Annotated in this window: 22 protein-coding genes and 1 other RNA gene; 9 read left to right on the top strand and 14 right to left on the bottom strand. The window is 37.2% G+C overall.

Features of this window, described 5'->3' with window-relative positions:
• Positions 1-178: 178 nt before the first annotated feature.
• Positions 179-1003 (top strand): hypothetical protein, encoded by an 825-nt coding sequence (locus tag FFO06_RS12075; RefSeq protein ID WP_137908262.1) that lies wholly within the window; start codon positions 179-181, stop codon positions 1001-1003.
• Here the strand turns inward: FFO06_RS12075 and plsY are convergent.
• From plsY to FFO06_RS21190, 6 genes are all read right to left on the bottom strand, one after another.
• A complete protein-coding gene (gene plsY / locus FFO06_RS12080; protein WP_137908263.1) occupies positions 996-1682 on the bottom strand; it encodes a glycerol-3-phosphate 1-O-acyltransferase PlsY in 687 nt (228 codons plus the stop codon). The two genes, FFO06_RS12075 and plsY, sit on opposite strands and share 8 nt — an antisense overlap.
• Positions 1683-2180: 498 nt before the next feature.
• Entirely contained in the window at positions 2181-3368 is a 1188-nt protein-coding gene (locus tag FFO06_RS12085; RefSeq protein WP_137908264.1) for a DUF3086 domain-containing protein, read from the bottom strand.
• A gap of 145 nt (positions 3369-3513) precedes the next feature.
• The gene (locus FFO06_RS12090) at positions 3514-3903 is read right to left on the bottom strand and encodes a DUF3119 family protein (protein ID WP_137908265.1); all 390 of its coding nucleotides are present in this window, start codon (positions 3901-3903) and stop codon (positions 3514-3516) included.
• 41 nt (positions 3904-3944) lie between these two features.
• Positions 3945-4709: an MlaE family lipid ABC transporter permease subunit gene (locus FFO06_RS12095; protein ID WP_137908266.1), complete on the bottom strand. Its 765-nt coding sequence runs from the start codon at positions 4707-4709 to the stop codon at positions 3945-3947.
• A gap of 108 nt (positions 4710-4817) precedes the next feature.
• Positions 4818-4946: a hypothetical protein gene (locus tag FFO06_RS22320; RefSeq protein WP_255501572.1), complete on the bottom strand. Its 129-nt coding sequence runs from the start codon at positions 4944-4946 to the stop codon at positions 4818-4820.
• Between the two features lie 266 nt (positions 4947-5212).
• Complete coding sequence (locus FFO06_RS21190; protein ID WP_162501194.1) at positions 5213-5368, bottom strand: hypothetical protein; 156 nt, start codon at positions 5366-5368, stop codon at positions 5213-5215.
• Between the two features lie 76 nt (positions 5369-5444).
• On the opposite strand from FFO06_RS21190, the gene FFO06_RS12100 reads away from it, so the two are divergent.
• From FFO06_RS12100 to FFO06_RS12125, 6 genes are all read left to right on the top strand, one after another.
• Complete coding sequence (locus FFO06_RS12100; protein ID WP_137908267.1) at positions 5445-5729, top strand: hypothetical protein; 285 nt, start codon at positions 5445-5447, stop codon at positions 5727-5729.
• Positions 5730-6067: 338 nt separating this feature from the next.
• Positions 6068-6229, top strand: coding sequence for a MerR family DNA-binding transcriptional regulator (locus FFO06_RS12105; RefSeq protein ID WP_236097134.1), 162 nt, complete (start codon positions 6068-6070; stop codon positions 6227-6229).
• Positions 6208-6759 carry a zinc ribbon domain-containing protein gene (locus FFO06_RS12110; protein ID WP_236097135.1) on the top strand — a complete coding sequence of 184 codons (552 nt, stop codon included), beginning with the start codon at positions 6208-6210 and terminating at the stop codon, positions 6757-6759. The genes FFO06_RS12105 and FFO06_RS12110 overlap by 22 nt, the downstream gene beginning before the upstream one ends.
• Before the next feature lie 169 nt (positions 6760-6928).
• A complete protein-coding gene (sppA, locus tag FFO06_RS12115) occupies positions 6929-7750 on the top strand; it encodes a signal peptide peptidase SppA (RefSeq protein ID WP_137908268.1) in 822 nt (273 codons plus the stop codon).
• Between the two features lie 62 nt (positions 7751-7812).
• The gene (aroH, locus tag FFO06_RS12120) at positions 7813-8226 is read left to right on the top strand and encodes a chorismate mutase (RefSeq protein ID WP_137908269.1); all 414 of its coding nucleotides are present in this window, start codon (positions 7813-7815) and stop codon (positions 8224-8226) included.
• Between the two features lie 40 nt (positions 8227-8266).
• Positions 8267-8554 (top strand): hypothetical protein, encoded by a 288-nt coding sequence (locus FFO06_RS12125; RefSeq protein ID WP_137908270.1) that lies wholly within the window; start codon positions 8267-8269, stop codon positions 8552-8554.
• Positions 8555-8949: 395 nt separating this feature from the next.
• On the opposite strand, the gene FFO06_RS12130 is transcribed toward FFO06_RS12125, so the two are convergent.
• Positions 8950-10191 (bottom strand): tetratricopeptide repeat protein, encoded by a 1242-nt coding sequence (locus tag FFO06_RS12130; RefSeq protein ID WP_137908271.1) that lies wholly within the window; start codon positions 10189-10191, stop codon positions 8950-8952.
• A gap of 150 nt (positions 10192-10341) precedes the next feature.
• Here FFO06_RS12130 and FFO06_RS12135 point away from each other — a divergent pair, with 150 nt between their 5' ends.
• Positions 10342-11124 carry a phosphate ABC transporter ATP-binding protein gene (locus FFO06_RS12135; RefSeq protein ID WP_137908272.1) on the top strand — a complete coding sequence of 261 codons (783 nt, stop codon included), beginning with the start codon at positions 10342-10344 and terminating at the stop codon, positions 11122-11124.
• A gap of 177 nt (positions 11125-11301) precedes the next feature.
• Here the strand turns inward: FFO06_RS12135 and FFO06_RS12140 are convergent, their stop codons facing one another.
• The 4 genes from FFO06_RS12140 to FFO06_RS12155 form a co-directional block, all read right to left on the bottom strand.
• Complete coding sequence (locus FFO06_RS12140) at positions 11302-11868, bottom strand: NUDIX hydrolase (protein ID WP_137908273.1); 567 nt, start codon at positions 11866-11868, stop codon at positions 11302-11304.
• Between the two features lie 181 nt (positions 11869-12049).
• Positions 12050-12234, bottom strand: a non-coding RNA gene (gene ssrS, locus FFO06_RS12145) — 6S RNA.
• A gap of 134 nt (positions 12235-12368) precedes the next feature.
• Positions 12369-13514, bottom strand: coding sequence for a 5-(carboxyamino)imidazole ribonucleotide synthase (locus FFO06_RS12150; protein WP_190372208.1), 1146 nt, complete (start codon positions 13512-13514; stop codon positions 12369-12371).
• Positions 13505-13993 carry a pentapeptide repeat-containing protein gene (locus FFO06_RS12155; RefSeq protein ID WP_137908275.1) on the bottom strand — a complete coding sequence of 163 codons (489 nt, stop codon included), beginning with the start codon at positions 13991-13993 and terminating at the stop codon, positions 13505-13507. Before FFO06_RS12155 ends, FFO06_RS12150 begins: the two co-directional genes overlap by 10 nt.
• 509 nt (positions 13994-14502) lie before the next feature.
• Here FFO06_RS12155 and FFO06_RS12160 point away from each other — a divergent pair.
• The gene (locus tag FFO06_RS12160) at positions 14503-14826 is read left to right on the top strand and encodes a slr1957 family protein (RefSeq protein ID WP_028091097.1); all 324 of its coding nucleotides are present in this window, start codon (positions 14503-14505) and stop codon (positions 14824-14826) included.
• 228 nt (positions 14827-15054) lie between these two features.
• Here FFO06_RS12160 and mutS read toward each other — a convergent pair whose 3' ends face one another.
• The 3 genes from mutS to FFO06_RS12175 form a co-directional block, all read right to left on the bottom strand.
• Positions 15055-17643: a DNA mismatch repair protein MutS gene (gene mutS, locus FFO06_RS12165; protein ID WP_137908276.1), complete on the bottom strand. Its 2589-nt coding sequence runs from the start codon at positions 17641-17643 to the stop codon at positions 15055-15057.
• A 203-nt stretch (positions 17644-17846) separates the two neighbouring features.
• Positions 17847-18965, bottom strand: coding sequence for a hypothetical protein (locus tag FFO06_RS12170; protein WP_137908277.1), 1119 nt, complete (start codon positions 18963-18965; stop codon positions 17847-17849).
• Positions 18966-19090: 125 nt separating this feature from the next.
• Positions 19091-22498, bottom strand: a complete 3408-nt coding sequence (locus FFO06_RS12175; protein WP_137908278.1) for an acetate and sugar kinases/Hsc70/actin family protein — start codon at positions 22496-22498, stop codon at positions 19091-19093.
• Positions 22499-22589: the final 91 nt, after the last annotated feature.

The following is a 22589-nucleotide window of genomic DNA, read 5'->3' on the forward strand; positions in this document are numbered from 1 at the left end:
ACAAGGGAACTCTTAACTGGGAACAGGGAGCAGGGAAGAGGTTTTGGGCAACTTGACTTTTCGTTACTTATGTCGGTTTTTTTCCGTTCACCTACTTATAGTTGATACAGATGATGGTTAATTTGGGTAGTGCGTAACGTAAGTCATAGATTTTTTTATCACAAAGACAACTAAAATTATGGCTGACCAATTTGAATGGCAATTCCATTTTCATAACTTTAACGAACATAATCTGCACGTGCGAGTGCATCATGACTGTGGTACAAAAGATCCCTGGCATGATGGCCGTCCTGGTTGTTGGGAATATAATTTACCCTATTCTCCCACAGGTAGCCTTGAAGGAGTATTTAGACCCGGTAAATGGGTGAGAAACTTTCGTGACTGGTGGGATATAATCAAAGACGGGCTGAAGCTAAATTTAGATTTAGGAATATTGTTCACCGTACCTGAACCAAAAATTGATGATCTAGCTGATGTAGTATCCAATGTTTTTGGCATCGAAAGGGACATCATTGAGGCTTTGATTCGGGATATGAACGACGAAGAGATACAGCAAATACTAAATACTGCTTACCAATCCCTCGACCAAACCTGTAAAGATAATTACATGGATCCTGCTATTGTTCGACAAATGGCTAAAGACATGGATCTAGATCCCAACGCTTGGGGAATTATCGCAGGAACAACCTACAGACACTATATTTGGCATAACAGTAGTCCTCTAGTTAATCATCATGGTTGGAGTGTATTTCGTAGTTGGGGACAAAAAAACACAAACAAGAACAACTTGTTTATAGCTGAAGCCTGTTTTATTGATAAAGGACACCTCATTTATCCCTGTGATGTTTATCCTTGTGATGGAGGTGATCACCCTAAATACGGAAATACGTTCTGGCAATTTTGGAGTGGTTACTATAAACACTATAAAAATGTCTCTTTTGGAAATGTTATGGTAATTGAGGATTGCAAAACCATGACAACTTTTTCAGCAGACTCTAACTAGTTTGTTGAGTTTGTGTTTCTACTTTCTGTCCAATTTTCGGTTCTGTACCCGCAATTAATCGCTCAATATTACTGCGATGACGGATAATTATATATAAACCTCCAGCAAGACCGAGAATAATGTAGGCTAAAGGTTGATGAAAAATTACCATAAAAATAGAAACAGCCACAGCCCCAGAAATAGAACTTAAAGAAACAATTCTAGAAATAGCAATGACGAGAGCAAAAACTCCCAATGTTGATAATCCTACTTGCCAATTTATCGCTAATAAAATTCCCACACCAGTAGCCACAGATTTACCACCCGTAAAGCCGAGAAAGACTGATTTACTATGTCCTAAAAGGGCAGCTAACCCAGCCAAAGTGACTAAGTAAGGTTGCCAAATTTCGATATTTATAGTTGGTGGTATTGGTATTAAATTACGAACAGAAGCAATATTAAATAAAGCGTAAACTAGATTTATTGCTAATACTCCCTTCAAAGCATCAATTAATAAGACAAATGCCCCTGGACCTTTACCCAAAGTGCGTAAAACATTAGTTGCACCAGTTGAACCAGAACCAACTTCTCGAATATCAATACCTTTTAATAGCTTACCCGCTAAATATCCAGTTGGAAAAGAACCAAATAAGTAAGCTAATAAAACCACTACACCACACAAAGTTAACCACATAAACATAAAATAAATTTGTCCGTTGACAGTTGACAGTTGACAGTTGACAGTTGACAGGTGCTACGCCACGGGGACAGGGAACAGGTGACAGGGAACAGGTGACAGGGAACAGGTGCTACGCCACGGGGACAGTTGACAGACAATTTTATGAGAGGCTACAAAGAATTATAAAATCTATTAATTCATCCATATTTATCTGCGTTTATCTACGGTCAATAATTATTAAAATCTTATTCTATAACAGCTTCATCTTAATTTGGTATCAGTTATCAGGATGTTTGAAAACTTTTTGGCGAATATAATATGGCTTCGCTTACCGTCATGGATACGCTACTACACAAACAAAATCCTCCTGCGCAGACTAACAGAAAATCAAGCTTTTCAAACCTACGCAGGTGGGTTTTGCCTGTGTGCAAGGTGAACCACGATTTAGAATCGCCAGAGTTAGTATGAATTTAGACTTTTAAAACAACCTCTTACCACTGACCACTGACCAATAACTAACTAAAAATCATCATCAAGATCCCTATTTTTCATAGTTTTCGGGTCAGGAGCAAAAGCCAACCACAAGGGAAATTGTAGCAGACCTAAACTAATTTGTTCCTCAGAATCATCAATAATAATTAAAGGCATTTCATTGGCTTTAACTAATCTATCAGCTTTCTGAGCTAAGGCATTCGGTGCTTCAAATAATACCACACCTCTATCCGGTCCAAAATCAGAACGACCAATACCCAAACAATCTTGTAAACCCCTTCGCCATTCGCCTAAGCGTTCCGGTGTATTAGCTAAAATCAAAGTTCGTAAGCGATCGCCATATAGTTCATGTAATATGGAAATTGCCGAAGAAGCAATTAAAATATTTTGTAAGCGGCTACCCATTGTCCGCAAAGCACCCCGTCCCCCCAGGGTAAACAGCCAATTTGACAGTTTTTCCGCGTGAATTGGTTCAAAAGTGCGGCGTAACTGCCAAGGTGGTCCATAATAGTCTGGTTGGTTGCGATATTGGTCAAGTAAGCGGCGGATTTTTTTCGTACTATCCTGAAACTGCTGTTGTCCCAGTTGTGGAACTTCTAACTGTTCCTTCATAGATTTTACTTCCTTGGGTGCCGGCTTTTCCCGTTCCTTCACAGGTGGCAAAAGCTGCATTTGTTCCGCTGCTGCCGCCAAATCTTGTAAACTACCTGTAAGATAGTCCTTAAAACCCTGTACCCGAATTGCTATATCTTGAGATGTACCAGCAAAACTAGTCCGCATTTCCTTGCGAATTCGTTCTTGACGACGTTCTAATTGTTCTACAGAAATCTGTAAAACTTGTTTGCGTTGTTCCAACTGTGATAAAGATTCTTGGACAACCTGGGAAAGTGCGGTTTGAGTTACACTTATTTGCGTCTGAAGAGTTTTATATGTAACTTCCAATTGACCAATTTCTGCTTTTAAGTCCGATTTAACTTGCTGCAATTGGTTTACTTGTGCCGCCGCTTGTGTATTTAATAAATTTAAGTTTTCCGCTGTTAATGTTGTTGAGTCAATAGTATCTGAATTAAAAACAATTTCCTGTGTTGATACTTGAGCTTCTAATTCTAAATCAGCCAGTAGGGTTTCTGGTGGTTCATTTCCAGGAGGTTGAACTGGTATTTGTTCCAACCACTCGTCTATTGGCTCTGGAGTTTGGGATTCCTCTAAGTTCATAAAATAAATAATAATCTAAATTTTCAGTCTTGGCAAATGGAAACATATAATTCCGTCAAAAAAGTATTACCTTTGTGTCTTTGCTCCTTTGCGCCTTGGCGCGAAAAAAAATTAATATAATTAAAATATAATTAAATTGATTAGATTAATCAATTCGTGGACAACGTTGTTCCAAGCAAGATTTTAAGGTTTTAGGGTCAAATAAAATTGGTAAAAAGTGAATACTATTAATTTCCTTAAAATATAACAAAATAGGCACAGGATGCCAAAATATCCGCCAATTTTGCCATTCTTGGTAAGGAAAACGACGAATTAACTTTTCTCCTCTATACAGATCGAAATCAGTAGCAGTAAATTTAAACTTGAGTGTTACAGCTTGCAACATCAAAAACAAACCCAATAGCGTTAATATAGCCCCTATCCAGGGTTGTATTAACAGCATAGGAATAGCAACAATGACCAAGACAAGAGGAATATTGTAACTTGGTTGTAATTCTACCGTTGAAGTGGCGTTAGGCGTGAATGAACTGGTCAAAATCTGTTCTCCTTATTGACGTTAACCCTGCTCCCTGCAAATTATGCTGAACCCTGAAACATAATCCAAGAGAGAAAGAAGTTACTAATAAATATAACTAATAAAGCAGTGACAACAGCAGTTGTAGTTGATTGTCCCACACCTTTAGCGCCTCCGGTGGTTGTTAGACCCCAACTACAGCCGATAACAGCAATTAAGACCCCAAAACAAGAGGCTTTAATCATAGCATTGCCAATATCCCACATATCGAGAAAGTCACGGGCTGAGTCTAGGAATACCGTATCTGAAAGGTTGTAAATACGGGTAGCTATTAACAAACCTCCAGACATTCCTGTCACCAAGGATAGTAAAGTTAAAATAGGCAGCATAATGAAGCAAGCCAAAAGACGGGGAATGACGAGATAATCAATAGGATCTGTTTTTAACATTAACAGCGCGTCTATTTGTTCTGTAACTTTCATAGTTCCAATCTCAGCCGCAAAAGCCGAACCCACTCGTCCTGCTAAAATTACTGCTGTTAATACCGGAGTCAGTTCCCTAGTCAATGCTACCGCTAAAACGCCACCAACGAGGTTTCCCGCGCCAAAATTAATAAACTCCCTTGCTACTTGAATTGTAAATACAGCACCCACAAATATAGCTGTTAATAAGGCAATAAAGAAAGAGTCTGGCCCAACTATTGCTAATTGTTCTAAGGTATTGCGACGGTGAATTTTGCCTCGGAGGAGGTGAACCAAGACTTGTCCACCTAAAAAAATCGCGGCCAGCAATCGCTGACTCCATGATTCTAAACTGGATTTAGCCATATATATCTAAAATAGTAAATCCTGATATAGTGTAACGCATCCTTGTCAAGGATTCTGTGCGTTACGGATTTCATCAATCACGCACCGGTACAAAAAAGCTAACTAATGCTAACAATAGTCAGTTTTTTCTTCCTGCTTCATTCTAGAAGTGTCGGCACTATCTAGTCCACAGGCTAACACGGTCAACCTGACCGCTTCTTTTTCTAAATTAATCGCAGCATAGTAGAGATGTTCCATGGAACGTCTCTACAAGGGTTTGAAACTGGTTTTGGTTTTGGTTTTGGTTTTGGTTTCAGGTAACTTGTAGTACGTAAGTCATGAGATTATTAACTTAGTTTACAGCTTTTCTCATAAAATTAAGCAGGTTTTTACAGCGTTTTTACTTCTAGTCAACTGCACACTGAGATGTATTTCCTTGTGATTTCAGGGTTTTACAGATTTTCAACATCAAAAAATAGCCAATGCACTTGGGATAACTATTACCCGTGTAATTTAATGAAAACTTAAGATTCTTGACGAAATGAAGATTTAAGAGCGATCGCCAGTATTGTAGAAAGTAGCGGATAAAATTGTGGGCATTGCTCAATTGGAGTACGAAATTGAAAAATTTGCAATCTCCAACTTTGGGGCTTTGCTGTTTGCGATTCTGCGTGAAACATAATTCATGCGGCTATTACCATTACACAAAGCCAATTTTCGCCGCTGACTCCAGTTACACACTAACCTGGTCTGACAATGAACTTTTTCCGTTCCCTGGTCTTAACCACCATTTTTAGTTTTATTGCCCCCATATTCCTATTTGGTGGTATACTTTTGGTTTTATCAGTTTTTAGTTACATTCCTGGTCTACAGGGGATGATTACCGATATCTCAGTACAAGTAATACATTTTCTGGATACTTTTGGTAGTGGTAGTTCCCTCAACGGTCTATTGATAATTAGTTTAACTTGTGGTTTTGTCGGAGCGTTGTTTGATACTTACGTTTATTATCGTTCTCAAATTCTCCGTACTGACTCTTAAAACTCAAGACAGCATTGAGTTAAGTCTAAAAATGACACAATCACAAAATCAGTAATATGACTGGTGAAATGTGGCTAAATATTTCTATTTTTGTTAAAAGTTATTAGCCTTGTGCCGAGAACTGGTATTTTTAATGTCAATAATATTGACAATTAGCAAATTTTCGTTAAACTTTGCTTTTCGTACCTTTACGATACCAAATAAAACTACACACAAAATCTAAAAATTTCCTTAAGCTTTTCCAGAGTGGTTTATTTGGCGACTTTTATCAGAACTAGTTAACTAGTTAACTAGTTAATTATTTGCTAACTTTCCCCAACTTATGCTATACTTCTTTGATGGCATACATACCACTCCCAAAAGCGGTCGAATTTCTGGGATTGCATCCAAACACCTTGAGGCGATATGCAGATGAAGGGAAAATCAAAAGCATTAAAAACCCGGCAGGACAAAGATTGTATGATATTGTTTTGGATGGTTGGGAGAAAATGCTAACCTGAAAATTCAAAAACTTTGTTTTAAATTGGATAAATTAATTAGTAAAATATCCAAAGCAAAGAGCCAACAGAAGAAAAGATTAAAGAATGCAGCAACTCGACTACGGGGAAAAATCAAATATCTAGTAGATGAGTTGCACAAAAAAACAGCTAGATTTTTAGTTAATAATTTCGATGTGATTTTACTTCCTACTTTTGAGACATCTATTATGTCCAAAAAAGCCAAAAGAAGAATCAGGTCTAAATCAGTTCGACAGATGCTGACTTTAAGTCATTACAAATTCAAGCAATTCATTAAGCATAAAGCTAATGAGTTCAACAAAATAGTAATTGATGTTAATGAAGCATATACTTCAAAAACAGTAAGTTGGACTGGCGAAATTATCAGTAATCTAGAAGGATCTAAAATCATCAAATCTCGGATGGATAATAGAACTATGAACCGAGATTTGAATGGTGCGCGAGGAATTTATCTTCGTGTATTGGTTGATACGCCTTGGTTGAGAGACAATCTCAACTTATGTATTTGTTAGCATTAGTTAGCAAAAAAGTATCGGTAAAAAGAATATTTGTAAAAAGAATATTTATTGTTAGTTTTGCCTCCTGGTTTTCGATTGTTTGAGTAAGTCAAGCCCGTGAGGTTAAGGCTTTTTGGTTCTATATTAAAGATATTCAGAAAATTAGAAACTTATTTGATTGCTCATGATTTGGCCATTTAAGCCCAACTTTCGGAAACAAATTGCACGGATTGAAGTTAGCGGTGCGATCGCTGGTACAACCCGTAGACACGTACTAGAAGCATTAAAAACTGTAGAAGAAAGTAAATTTCCGGCCTTACTCCTACGCATTGATAGTCCTGGGGGTACAGTAGGGGACTCTCAAGAAATCTATAGTGCTTTGAAGAGATTGAGTAAAAAAACCAAAATTGTCGCCAGTTTTGGCAACATTTCCGCCTCTGGTGGTGTTTATATTGGTATGGGTGCAGAACATATTATGGCGAACCCAGGGACGATTACAGGGAGTATTGGCGTGATTTTGCGGGGTAATAACCTGGAGGTGTTACTGGAAAAAATTGGTGTTTCCTTTAAAGTGATTAAATCAGGACCATATAAAGATATATTAGCTTTTGATCGGGAACTAACAGAACCGGAGCAAACTATTTTGCAAGAATTGATTGATTATAGCTATCAACAATTTGTAGAAACGGTAGCAGAGGCGCGTTCACTGTCTGTAGAAAAAGTTAAAAGCTTTGCTGACGGTCGAATTTTCACCGGACAGCAGGCCTTAGAATTGGGTGTGGTAGACCGTTTAGGGACAGAAGAAGATGCAAGACGTTGGACAGCGGAATTAATAGGACTTGATCCGGAAAAAACTCTTTGCTATACGCTAGAGGAGCGAAAACCATTATTGAGTCGTGTATTATCGGGAAACAGTCAAGCTAAATCGGTTATTGGTGCGGGAATTGATTGGTTAGAATTTGAAATGTCTACAAGTGGTTTACCCATGTGGTTATACCGCCCATAGTCAATTTAATAGTCAGTGGTCAATTGACAACTGACAACTGACAAATAAGGAGGATTTTGGTAGTGAAATGGCAAATGCGAGCAATTCGTGGTGCAACAACTGTTGCAGAAAACAGCATCGAAGCAATTAGAGACTCAGTGACAGAATTATTAGATGAATTAGAACAAAGAAATAAATTGCAACCGGAGGATATGATTAGTGTGACTTTTTCCGTGACCAAGGATTTAGATGCTATTTTCCCAGCAGCGATCGCTCGCAGTCGGCCTTTGTGGGATAATGTAGTCATGTTAGATGTGCAACAAATGCACGTGGAGGGAAGTTTACCGCGTTGTATTCGCTTTCTCATTCACGCCAATTTACCAGTTTCTCAGCCAATTCACCATATTTATTTACGTCAAGCGGCTAAACTACGTCCAGATTGGAGTTTACCCCAAACGTTACAAACTACACAGCACGTCATGGAGACAAAAGTTTAAAATTAGCAAGTCAATAATATTATGTCAAAGTTAGCACTAAATGAGCTATTACAGTGGTGACGCGGCTGCTCAACCTGCTGCCATTGGTGGGAGTATTTTCACCTATCGAGGAACGGGTATATGTATAAAACTAGATACTTTTTTGAATATTCTTGCCAAAGGTGAAGAGCCGCTTGTCATTGTCACAAATGAAGGTTATTTCACAAAAATATATAAGTATGTGACAGCGTACAAGGGGTTTGTATTTTTTACAGAGTCCTTGGATAAGTTGGAGTTTGGTAGTAATATTGAGGTGATTTACGCCCAGAGTTTAAGTACGGATATTTGAAGTGACAATTGTTCTTAATTTGATGAATCCAACCATTTAAAAACTGGTTTATAACCTGTTATTACAGCACCCAATAGACCTAAAATATGCTTGAAAAAATCTCAGACAAAACTCTCTTAATTATGTCCGCATTATGTCCGCATTATGTCCACAATTTCTTCAATTTTTGATTATGAATTAAGCCTTGAGAGCTATTTACCTATAATAATCATCATTAATAAATACATTTTTTTCAGACATAAATACAGTAATTATGTCCTAACTCTTAGATCAAACCACTTGATTATCTAAAATTAATTAGTAAAAATATAAATAAGTCTAACATCTTGTAGGCTCTCTTGGTGACAACTTAACCTTATCCAATGTCCAGAGTCCGCGTGAGCGGACTTTTTTATTTATCCTGATATCCTTGAGATTTTTATCTGAGTTTTTAACCTTTCAATTTGTTTAGTAAAGTATGATTCTTGGTATTTAAGCTCTTGGGCTATTTCTAATCCTTTCTCAAATGCTGTTAATGCTTTTGCGTATTCTCGCTGTTCTAAATACAAATTACCAATTTGATCATAAGCCGACATTAAACCATAAAAATTGTTAGCTAATGTTTCTGTTTCAATAAGAATTTTGCTAGTTTCTAAAGCTGCGGTGATTTGTTTTTGGGAACGGTAAAGAGCAATTAATTTATTTAATGCTTCTCCAGCCCTAGCGTACTGTTCTAATTTCCATGCAATAGTATAAGCTTCTTGATAATTATCAAAAGCCTGTTGTCTGAAATTCGGGTTTTCTTTAGCTAAAAATTCATAATTTGCAGCTATCGCTAATTTCAAAGTTGGAATTTGAGTCAAATTCTGTTCATTAGTGGAAATTTCCACTAATTTATTCAATATATCTATTGCTGGTTGGTGTTGTTTTCCTTGAGTGTAGATATAAGCTAACTGTTGTAAATATGCTAATTCATTAGTTTTATTACCTTGATTAATTGCCAAATTTAACAACTTTTGGTAAACATTAGCAGCTTGATTATAATCAAACCAACTTAAATGTAATTCGCCAATATTCTTTAAAGTTTCTATTTCTGCAAATGAATCTTGTTGCTGTTTTCCTAAAATCAGAATTTGTTCATAAGCTGATATTGCTAATTTATAAAGACGAAGTTTTTGATAAGCATTAGCTAGGGATTTCCATAATTGTAAATCAGTGCTTTTTTGTTTGAGCATATCGCTTTGAATCACTTGCAATCGCTGACTAATATATTGCACCTCTTCCCGTTCATTTTCATTGACAGAAATTTCTCCTACCCGTGATAAAGCTTCCACTTCAGCCAATGGACCTAAAAACCGTCTTAATCTTAATTCACGGTTCCACATCTCAAAAGCTTTCTTATTATCTTCTCCTTGTAATATCTTCTGTGCTTCTTGATTTAACTCATCTAAATCCGTCTTTAATTTTTGTAATTCTACTGGTGTTAATTCCCGTTTATTTGCTAAATTTGGTAATAGTGGGTCTGGAGTAGTTATTTCCAAAGGACTGGGAGGAAATTTATCCAAATTTTCAAATTTTTTATCCTTTGCTAGGGTGCCAAAAATAGACAAATGCCAGAAAATAACAGTAGTAATGATTAAAATAAAACGTTGTAACATGATAAGTTTGCCTTTATTGGATTAATTTAAGCGTGGTACTGATGATATAGCCGATAAATAAAGAATACAACTTAGGTTATAATCAAATATAAAGTTTTACAAGTATTCTGACTCGGTAACTCTCGACTACTGATTCCTTTTTTCATGCACATGAGTAAAATAATTCCTGCCATTAGTGTCAAAAACTTTAGTTTTTACTACGACAAGAAAAAAATTCTTGACAATGTATCCATGGATATTCCGCAAAATAAAATCATTGCCATTATTGGACCTAGTGGTTGTGGTAAGTCTACCTTTTTAAAATCTCTTAATCGCATGAGTGACTTAGAGGGAGAAGTTAAAACGGAAGGAAGAATAGAATTTTTTGGACAAAATATTTATGAACGACGAATTAATGTTAATCGTCTGCGTCGTCAAATTAGTACAATCTACTCTACACCTAATCTCTTCCCTATTAGCATTTATGATAATATTGCTTATGGTGTAAAATTAACAGGATGGCGACCAAAATCAGAATTAGATGATATTGTTGAGTTAGCTCTAAAAGCTGCTGATATTTGGGAAGAGGTCAAAAATAAGCTGCATAAATCTGCTTTAGAACTAGGTTGTGGACAACAACAGCGTCTTTGTATTGCTCGCGCTTTAGCCGTCAAACCCCAAGTTATGCTCATGGATGAACTTTGTTGTGGACTTGATACCATGAACACCATGAAAATTCAAGAACTAATTGAGTGTTTGCGTTCTGAACTGACAATTATATTTATCTCTCACAATATGCAGCAAGTCTCTCGACTTGCAGATTTTACAGCCCTGTTTGAATATAATGAAAATCATATTGGCCAATTAAGAGAATTTGCACCCACCAAAAAAATCTTGACTCAATATATAGATTATCGAGTCCGTGATTATGTTGGCAGTTATTCAAGATATTAAGTCAATTTTTGAGAAATTTACAGCAGTTTCCAATATTATAACTTGCAGATATTAATGATAAAAATCTTGTGGTGCGGGCATCTTGCCCGCTAAAAGTGTACCTTGGATGACTACACCACGCGGGCTATCAGATAAAATCCGCTGTAAAATTAAGTTAAGACTTCAAAATTCCCGATTCTATTGGATTGTGATCTCAGAAGCTAAAAATGAACGCAACAAGAAAAAACTGGCAATAGATTTAGCATCTACAAATTCTCCTGTCAAAATGGCTGTTTCTAATTCTTGAGGAGTGAGTAATACCGTTTCGATATCTTCATCTTCATCTTTTGCTGGTGGTATTTCCAGCTTTTGTAAATCTCTAGCGATAAAAGCATAGATGACTTCATCGGAATAACCAGGAGCAAGAAAAAACTCCCCTAGTTTATCCCACTGACGAGCATGATAGCCGGTTTCTTCTTCAATTTCCCGTTTCACAGTCTCTAAAGGACTTTCATTGGGTTCTACAGTACCAGCAGGAAACTCTAACAATCTTCCCTGGACTGCAAAGCGATATTGACGCACAAGTACAAGCTTACCATCTGCGGTCATAGGTATAGCCAAAGCGCCGCCGGGATGACGAATACATTCCCATTCCCCTTCTGATTTGTTGGGTAAACGCAAACGATTAACTTCAAAGTTAAATTTGCGCCCTTTATAAAACAAGCGCTGCTTCAGCAACTGTGGTAATTCTCTACCTAATGGCATAGTCAGGTTCTATTAGTTGTCAATATAAAGAATTTATACGGGGCTTTTTTTTGTGATCAGTTCTTTTTAGACTAAAAAAATGGTAATTTTTTTACATCCTTACTTTCTGGAAGAGAGTAGGGAGTAATTATGAAAAATGAAAAAGCTCCCCGGTTTTTTCAACTGGGGGGCTAAAATTTTGTAGTTCACCACAACGCCGTTTTACCTAAGTTTATGACCTGGTTAAACCAGGTGGGAACCGAGGTTTCTCATTTAAAGTTTCCGGGTACAAGCCCGGTATACTGCCATGAGAAGTATTTAGCTCCCTTGTTGTTAAAGACATAGATCAAAAAACTTGATGGCAGTCACCAATCGTCGTAGTGGAACTAACTCATTATAGCCTTGAAAAATAGTTTGTGTGTTTATTCTAGAAAATTTTGACAAAGTTAGCCTGTGGATTAGATAGTGCCGACACTACTAGGGTGAAGCAGGAAGAAAAAGCCGACTTTTGTTAGCATTAGTTAGCTTTTTTGGATCGGATACCAGATGGATTCAATTTTGTGTATAATGTCGTTGATTGCACTGCGATTGTTTCGCGCTAATAAAACGGTGATATGTCCTAGTTTACGTCCCGGACGAGCTTCTGTTTTACCGTACCAGTGAACGGTAGCTTGGGGAATCTCTGCTAGTTGTTGACGTTGTTTTTGGTAGTCGCAATGGCTGGTTTCATATCCTAGTAAGTTAACCATCACAGCACTAGCACAATTTAATGTAGTATTGGTTAGTTGTAAACCACACACGGCTCTGAGGTGTTGTTCAAATTGAGAGGTTTCACAAGCGTCAAGGGAAAAATGTCCAGAGTTGTGGGTGCGTGGTGCTATTTCATTGACTAGGATTTTCCCCTCAGCGGTGAGAAATAGTTCTATACCGAAAACTCCTACATATTCCAGGCTATTTAATAGTTTATGGGCGATCGCTTCAATTTGTAAATTTTGTTCTTTAGTAATTGTAGCAGGTGCAATTACCCATCTACAAACCTGTTCTTTTTGGAGAGTCTCTACCGTTGGATAGATGACAATTTCCCCATTTACAGAACGTGCTGCAATGATAGCCAGTTCTTTTGTAAAAGGTATAAATTCTTCAACCAAAAACTGGGCGTTGCTGTGATTAATTATTTTTGATAAAGTTACAAAATCGGGAATGATAAAAGTTCCTTGACCATCATATCCATGTCTGCGGGTTTTGAGAACCAGGGGAAAACCCAAGTTTTCTACTTGTGATTCTACCTCTTTTTCCCTTGACAAGGCAAAAAACTGGGGAACTGGTAAACCTAAATCTTGTAAATAGCAACGTTGCTCATATTTATCTAATAAAGGTGCTAAAGCTGCTAAATTAGGGCGAAAGCAAACACCATTTTTTTCTAAAAGTGATAAAGCGGTGAGGTTAACAAACTCATTTTCAAAGGTAATAATATCACACTTTGTAGCTAAAATTTCTGTGGCGGCGGCTTCATCAACTGCGGCCAAAATGCTATCTTGGGCAATGGATACAGCTGGATCATTTTGACTAGGAGTTTGGACTATTAATTCTACTCCCAGCTTATTTGCTGCATCTCCCATCATCCAAGCCAGTTGTCCACCACCGATTATACCAAGTTTCATTGACATCCTAAGGAATCACGAGTTTCTACACCAGTCTGGGAATTTACACCACTGGCTTTTTGACATAGCTCTTTAATTTGCGCTTTATCTAGAATTGCGTCTGTAAAATCCGCACCTGTGATGTTAACATCCGTAAATATAGTACGGAGTAAAAGAGTTTCCTTTAAAACAGCATCAGTTAAATCAGCACCTATTAATTTTACCCCATCAACCATGGCATTTGTCAAATCTGCCCCATGTAAATTTGCTTTTGTCATTACTGAAGCACTTAAAACTGCTCCTCGCAAGTCAGCGCTCGTAAAGTTAGCCATTTCCAAGTTAGCGTTAGAAAATTCCGCTGCTTGTAAACTTTGTCTAGAAAAGTCTTGTCTTGACAATTCTGCATTACTAAAAGACAGAGGATGAGTCCAGTCTGCTAATGCGGGCTGTGAAAAGCACCAAATCATAAGTACCAAAATCAATCCTAAGCATTTTTGCCAAAACATATTTTATCAGTCCAAGTTACTATGATCTAGTTTAATCTGCTCCTGGGTAATTGGTAATGGCTAATTGGGTGAATTTTGGGCAGGGCTTAATATTTTGTCATAAATTTTTGAGCGATTACTATATTCTCTAAATTGGTGAAGATTGGATAATTAGGCGATTAGGACTTGAGTATTTACAATTGTTCATAAAGTTCGATGATAAGTAAAGTTTATTATCTTTTCAATTATCACAGGTCGAACAAGTGTTAGTCTGTTAATCATGGTCATAGCTGTAGGAGCGAAGTTGCCAATATGTACATAATGTTTAATAGATATGTAGAATGATGGACTTAAATTTAATGTTATTGCTAACAGTTATCTGACTAATACCAAATCAAGATGAAGCTGCATAGAATCAGGTTTAAAGAATAATTAACCGCAGCGGTGAGTTGGTATTTAGTTTTATGCAAATTTTCGAGTTATTGAAATTGACCTAAGACACATATTCACAAGGTGAAATTGGTATTTTTATGATGGATCGTTACTCTATTCAATGGATTGAAGCGTGGTGCTTAGAAAATGGCTGGACAGATTTATTTATGGAGAGACGTGGGAATTATTGGGCGTTTCCTCCGGGGGGGGTGATGCCAGAACCAATACCAATGAATGTGTTAAGAATAATTAAAGAGGAAAATGGCTTCACTAATCAAGAAATGTACTGGGCTTGTGCTGCTATATCCACCACAATTTTAGCAGTGATTTATACTTTTTGGTTTAAATGTCCGATTCCTCTGGTGTTATCTTTTGCGTTTAATGCTGTAACTGTAGCACAATTTGAACCAGAAGATGCCTAGAGCCTTGACCCAAGAATTACAGCAGTTTCCGATCTGATGAGGTACAGATATTCATGATAAAAATCCTGTGGTGCGGGCTTCTTGCCCGCCAAAATTTTACCTCACCATTAGGGTAATATGCTGTAAGTGTTGGGTTATGGCTTCGCCACACTTCGTGAACGTTCCTCAACCCAACCTACAAAACTATAAAACTGCTATTGTTGAGAGTTTTTACCTGATAACAAATAACTACTCTAAATTTTGCAACCCCATCGCTATTTTACTGTGTTTTTCGATTTGTGTCATTACCTGTTTTGCGCGTTGAATCACTACCGGGGGTAAACCGGCTAATCTTCCGGCTTCAATACCATAAGACTTATCAGCGCCACCGGGTTGAACTTGATGTAAAAAGATAATTTGGTCTGGTAACTCCTTAACCGTAACTTGATAATTGGCGACATTAGAAATAATAGTAGCCAATTCATTCAACTCATGATAATGAGTAGCAAAAATCGTCCGGGATTTAATATCAACAGCCAAATATTCAGCCACAGCCCAAGCGATTGATAACCCGTCAAAAGTTGCTGTGCCGCGACCAATTTCATCTAACAAAACCAAAGATTTCAAAGTTGCATGATTGAGGATATTAGCAGTTTCATTCATTTCCACCATAAAAGTAGATTGACCGGTAGCCAAATCATCCACCGCACCAACACGGGTAAAAATGCGATCGCATATTCCCAATCTAGCAGAACGAGCCGGGACAAAACTCCCCACCTGCGCCATTAATTGAATTAACCCAACTTGACGCAAATAACAACTTTTCCCACTTGCATTGGGACCTGTCAAAATCACCAAATCAGGATATAAAGACAAACCCTCCGTATCCTCCGTGGCTCTGTAGTTCGTTTCCTTATCCCCTAACCGAGTAGAATTAGGGACAAAAAACCCAGAAGGTAAAGACTGTTCCACCACCGGGTGACGACCATCAATCACCTCAATCTCTCTACCTGTCAGCATTTCCGGGCGACAATAACCCTGATGTGCAGCCAATTGTGCCAAACCAGATAATACATCAGCGGCGGCCACTGCGCGGGAAACGTTGCGAATAATTTCGGCTTGATTACCCACTTCATCTCGTAAGGCGTTAAAAATCTGATATTCCAGTTGATTCAAATCATCTCGCGCTGTGAGAATGCGTGCTTCTCGTTCTTTCAAATCGGGAGTAATGTAACGTTCCTCATTTGTCAGCGTTTGTTTGCGGATGTAATTATCGGGAACTTGGTCAGATTTACTGCGGGAAATACTGATATAATAGCCAAAAGTTTTATTAAATCCTACCTTTAATGTGGGTATTCCTGTTCTGGCTCTTTCGTCAACTTCTAAATTTGCAATCCATTGTTGATCACTTTCTACAGTAGCCTTTCTTTCGTCCAAAAGCGTATTAATACCTGCGCGAATTAAACCACCTTCTTTGAGATGTATAGGTGGTGATTCTACGATATGGGCCCGTATTTTTTCTGCTAGTTCTTCTAGCACCGGAGGAACTTTTTGCAAGGCCTTCAAGAAAGGGGATTTTGCATTGGCAACTAAGCGAGATAATTCAGGTAATCGTGAGAAAGAATCAGCTAAAGCGACTAAATCCCGTGCATTTGCTCTACCAGAAGCGGCTCTAACTGTTAAACGTTCTAAATCGTAAATTTGCTTTAATAATTGCCGGATATCTTGACGTAAAGGGGTATTTTCTATTAATTCCTGAATGGTATCTTGGCGTGATTTAATCCCTTTAATTTCCAGTAGCGGTTGTAACAACCATCTCCTTAAAGCCCTGCTACCCATAGCGGTGCTAGTTCTGTCTAAAGCCCATAATAGAGAACCATGAAATGTGCCATCGCGGACAGTTTGAGTAATTTCCAAGTTACGGCGTGTTTGATGGTCTACAATCAAATAATCCGTGAGTGTATAGGTGCGTAATAATTGCAGAGATACAGGATTGGCTTTTTGTGTATCTTCAATGTAGTCTATAAGACCACCAGCGGCGCGAACAGCGAGGGGAAGATGTTCACAACCCAAACCTTCGAGCGATCGCATTTTGAATTTCTGTAATAATTTACTCCTAGCTTCTGCTTGGGAAAAGGGAACTTGAGAACGTAAACTGTAACAAAATGATGGTGGTAAACACTGAGGAAGGGATGGGGAAGTTTCTCCTGGACGCAGTAAACTACCTAAATCCGGGGCATTAGTGGGAAATAGCACCTCAGCGGGTTGTAACCGCATTAATTCTTGGGTTAGGTGTTCTAAATTACTGCCTTGAGATGTGAGAAATTCCCCAGTTGATATATCTGCATAGGCTAAACCCCAATGATTGACAGCAATTACTACAGCAGCTATGTAGTTATTACGACTTGCCTTTAGCATTCCCTCTTCCAACAATGTCCCAGGTGTGAGAATGCGCGTTACTTCTCGCTTTACCAAACCAATAGCATCAGCGGAGTCTTCTACCTGGTCACAAATCACCACAGCGTAACCTTTTTCTACCAGTTGGGTTGTGTAGCGTTCCCAAGCGTGATGTGGTACACCTGTCATGGCAACGCGACCAACATCACCACCGTGCTTACTGGTTAAAACTAGTTCTAATTCTCTGGAGACGGTTACAGCGTCTTGAAAAAAGGTTTCAAAAAAATCACCGACTCTATATAACAGCAAAGCATGAGGGTATTTATCCTTCATGTCTACGTAATGCTGATACATTTTACTCAGCTTACTGCGGTCTTCTACCAGATTTGTATCAGTAAGTGGTGTGTTTGGTGAATTTGGTTCTGGTGTCGGATTCGTCATGGTAGATGCTGAGAGTTGATTTCCACTGTCTTTGATGATAGCGTGATGTGGGAACTTGGGAGCGATCGCTTAAAGTTTATTTATTTTTTATTTTTTTTGTATTTTAGAGTGAATATGGCTCAAGCAGAGGCACAAAGAGGAGGTCAATATCTGGATTATACATTAATAAATGGAAGTAAATTTTGTTTAATTGTTTAGTCATCCTAGCGTAAAGTCCGAAATATCACCCTTCCTGGATACTCTTGTTGATTGATTTTGGCATAGACTCGCAAACAAGTTAATACCTCTCCCGGAGTACCACCACAATCTAATTGCAAGTCATCTTTAGAAAACTCACAAACATCAGCATACAGTCCTGATAATTGTTTGATTCTCACTTCATTACCTGCTTTTATCGCTTTATCAGCGGCTTTTCTCAGGATACGACGGGATTCTTTTTGTAATTTTCCCCACCAGGAATAACTTTCAGCAGGAGGGATAAATACTAGAGAATTAATAGCTTCATCTATGTCAATCCAGGCACATAATTCTACAATTATATCAATATTTTCACTATATTTTTGGATACGGTAAAAGCGATCTTTTAAAGCGTCAATATATTGATGACGTTGTTCTAATTTGGAATTTAAAGAAACTACATCGAAGCTAAAAACACTTTTTAAAGCATGATGTAAGTCTGTATCTATTTCTATAAATTTAACATATAAAAGTAAAAATCCTGCAATTGAATATAAGTTTTCAGAAAGATGATTTTGGGTAATTTCTGAATTTAGTAAAGCCTTTTGAGATAAACATAGTCCTTTGGCTTTAACTGTACCATTCAACCCCGGATAAATAATTTCATCGCGGAAAAATGGTAATTCTTCAAGATTTTCATGATCTACAATTGCACCTAATTCTTGCGCTGTTTTCAAAGCAATTTCTCTCCAAAATATCGCTAGATCTTCGGGAACTCGCAGCAATTTTCTCTGAATTTCGTTCCATATTTCCCCATCATTTTGACTCTGAATTGGAGAAGTCCCTAAATAAAAATTTAATTCTGGATCGTTATTAAAAGCTGCTTTTAATTTGAATAATTTTAAGTCGTTTATTAATGGAGATTCTTTTAATTCCCCTAGATCCTCAACTTCTTCAATAAGTCGGGTATGTTGTAATAATTCATCAAGTTCTTGTAGAAGTTCTTCACTTAATCCTATTCCCGGGTCAATGGGATATTCTTGATTTGCTTGGGTTAAAATTGCGACTAATCCATATAAATTAAACCGCAATATTTTGGCTAATTCTGAGTTTTCTGTATTGAGTAGTTTATGTAAATTCTGCATAATTTGACGAGGATGAAAATAGAAAATGTAGGTTTTTTTAAGCCACAGCGTAACCCAGCAAAAAAACAACTAAATGATTAATAATGTTGGGTTTCCTTGCGTCAACCCAACCTACGGAATTAAAGCTAATGAATACCGCAAAATGGATCACGTTCTTTATCAACTTCGTTGGGTTGTAATTCCAATTCTGTCCGATAAACACATCCTTCTTGTTCGAGACATTGTTGATGATTAGATGTCCAATAAGGAACAGCACCAGCGTGTATTCTTAATATTCCTGCATGATCAAGAGTTACATGATATTGACAAGGATAATCTGTGATCATATCGGGTTTATGCAGTGTACCAATTCGCAGCCATTTTTTGGTATTTGTATGACTATCAATTTGATAAATATAAAAGGTATGTTGACCACTTTGGGGAAATGGTGGTAAAGGTTTACTGATTAATCCTGTTCCTGGTTCTTTGACACCATCTTGTAAATAATGAAATGTTTCCATTGATTTACTATTATTATCAACTGCAAATACTAAATGATAAGCATGAGGTTGATCAACTGTGGCTGCTTCTAAAACATTAACAGCAATATCACCATCATTTAAGTTATGCTGGGGGTTTTCTATGGCTATATTCCATTTTAAATTACCATCATTAAATAAAGTATTTTCCGGCGGAGATATAACTGAATTAATGTTAATACCAGGTACATCTATTAAGTAATGGGGATTACCTCGACATAGTAAAACACTAAATTGTAAAGCTTGATCAATCTCAAATTGGATTTTGATTTTTTTGAGAAATTCCTGTTCTTCCATGCCCAATTTATCCATTAATATTTTACCATCGAAACTTCCCCACAGGCGAAAAGTTCCGTTTTCATAATCTTGACGATGGATAATATTAGTTAATTGTATACCCTGCCAAGGTGTCCGCACTTTGGCAACAGTGTCTAAAGGTGCAAGTTGATATAGTTCTTGTCCAGCACTAAAAATGGCTAATGGTTCGTTACTTTGGGTTTTGCGTTTGAAGTTACAGGGAAGATAATAAAACAGGTTTTTAACATCAATTTCTAATTGATTTGCGCCCTTGCGTAACAGATTTTTAGATTCTTCAGGATCAAATCGAAAACGGCGCAATTTTTCGGCATAACAAGCACCTGCGGAGGTGGCAAGTTTTGTAAATTCTAAAACAAAAGTAATCCGTTCTGGGTTCCAAACAAAATATGGTGATTTACTAAATTCTTCGTAAATTTGTTGTTGAACTAAATCAAGATTACAAGTTTTTCCAGATAGAATTAACCAATCTACTTTTTGATTAGGTTCTGAATTGAGACGACTTTCTATTAAACCTTTAGCAATACCAATTGCTTCTTTAATAGATGAGATGATAGCCCGTTCAAATTGCTGATTATCTAAAGTTAAGGAAATAGATTCAGGGCTTCTGACTTGAAATTTAACTGAACTTTGGGCTAGAAGTTCGCCTATTTGTTGTTCATTTAAAGTGAAGGTTAATAAAGAACCATCCTTGGGTTGTTTTTGTCCTAATTTGAGTTTAGCAGCTTCAGCATGATCCCACAATGTGTAAAAGGTTTGCAGACGTTGGGGTGCTTGTTGCCAGCGAGTTGGTAATACTTTTTCGGCTGTATCTAGGGCATCTTTAAAAGCAACGTCACCTTCGGGATTTTCTTTATCTATACATTTTAATAAACTACCGGTTTGAAATTTTCCGTCTTCTAAAAAACGTTCGTTTAATTCGGAGTTAATTAAGTCTTCTAATTTATCACTTTCAATGTCACCTGTAGTGACTGCGGTGAGAAGAAAATCAGAAATTGCGACTTTTAATAGGCGGAAAATTCGCAATGTAATTAATTCACCACCTAGTTGTAAATGTCCTGAAGAACCTAATAATTTAGGAGTTAATTTATAGTAACGTCCTCCTAAACCTCTATCTTCATTATCTGCAAAAAATGGAGTTTTATCTTCTAGGGTAAGTTCAATTAAAGCTAAGTCTGTTGTACCACCACCAATATCTAAAACCAGAACATTTTGTGACCATTTATTCCCATTTTGACGACAACGAGTTTTGAAAGATTCAATGCCAATATTCAGATTACCGCCAAATTCTCGCCACAGAAAAAAGATAGCGACAGAAACCGCTTCATCATAAGCTGTTTGTACATCATCAATACCTAATTCTTGTACCAGTTGCTTAATTTCTTTGCGAACTATTGGCGGGGCTACGGTGGGATAAGTGACAACTGCTGTTAAAAAATCGCCTTCAGAAAACCTGCGTCTAGCCCGTTGACGATAATCTTCTGTTAACTCAATTAATTGCGCCCAAGCTGCTTGAATTAGGCGATTAACTTGAATATTCTCTTCTTCGTTTTCTAGGATAATTGGGAAAGATCGATCTTGTCCAAAATAGCGTTTGGGTGAATGATGAAATCTGCTAATAATTTCTTTGACTGAAACAGTTGTTCCCTGGGCTATTGCTTTTTTTCTGTTATCTCTTGCGTCTCTACCCATCTGTAGTTTTAATGGGATTAATTGCGATACTTCCATTTCACTGGGAATTTCTGTATTGCGTCGGTCAATATCTAAAATTACGGGAATTAAATTTTGTGATTCTAATGTAGGAACACGAAAAACTTCATGATATATAGCATAAAGTTTTTTACTAACAGCCCGACGAAATCTATCGCTTGTTCCTAAACATAATTCAATTTGTCGAATGGCTTCTAAAAATAATTCTTTGTGATCACTTTCAAAAATCTCACTTAATTGTTCTGGTTGTATTTGTAAGTTTTTGCTAATATCAACTAGGAACTTTTCCCACTCACTAGCACTAACATCTACTAAGGCTAAATCTGGAGGAGAATTTAACCATTCAGTCATGCGTTGTCTTAATCTCAGTTCTTGTTCTTTGGGTAAAATTTCCGCAATGGGGACTTCAATGGGATCAAAAAGTGTAACTGTGGAGTTAGAAGTACCAAAATCTAAAGCTAACCAACCAGGAAATCTTTTCTTTTGTTTTTCGTTGAGTTTTTCACTCAGTTGTTGACTTAAATTATTCAGATAGCTGTCAAACTGCGAATTGTTCATGGCTTGATGATTTCCTGTAAATGAATTTGGTGATTTTTGTAAGTTGGGTATAAACCAAAGATCACATTCGGCGGATATATGTTTAGATATAGACAAGTTTGGTTTTCCTGCACTGTCAGAGTCGAAATATTCAACAATTACCTTTAAGCTACAGTCAACTAATGTTATTAAAGGTGAATCTAATTGACATATATCTTGTCCTAATTGACAGATATTAATGATTTGTTTGGGTGTAGCTGAGTGAAATTGTCTATAGGTTCTTTGAATTTTTGCTGCTAATTGATTTGGTGTCCCCCTCACTATACAGTTAATTCGAGAAATGTACGGAATGTTGCTATTAACAGCAACAATTTGAATCGAAGGTAGATGCAACTGTGAGTTTTCTCTAACACCTAATTTAAAACTAGGTGGAATCTGAATTTCCACAGGCATTTTTAATGGTCCTTATTTAAGTTGATGGTTGATCACTGAATGCTGATAAATTAAATAAGGCAGAATTAATGAGGTCAGATCCCCGAATCCT

The sequence above is a fragment of the Dolichospermum planctonicum genome (assembly GCF_005402965.1).
Classification (GTDB): Bacteria; Cyanobacteriota; Cyanobacteriia; order Cyanobacteriales; family Nostocaceae; genus Dolichospermum; species Dolichospermum planctonicum.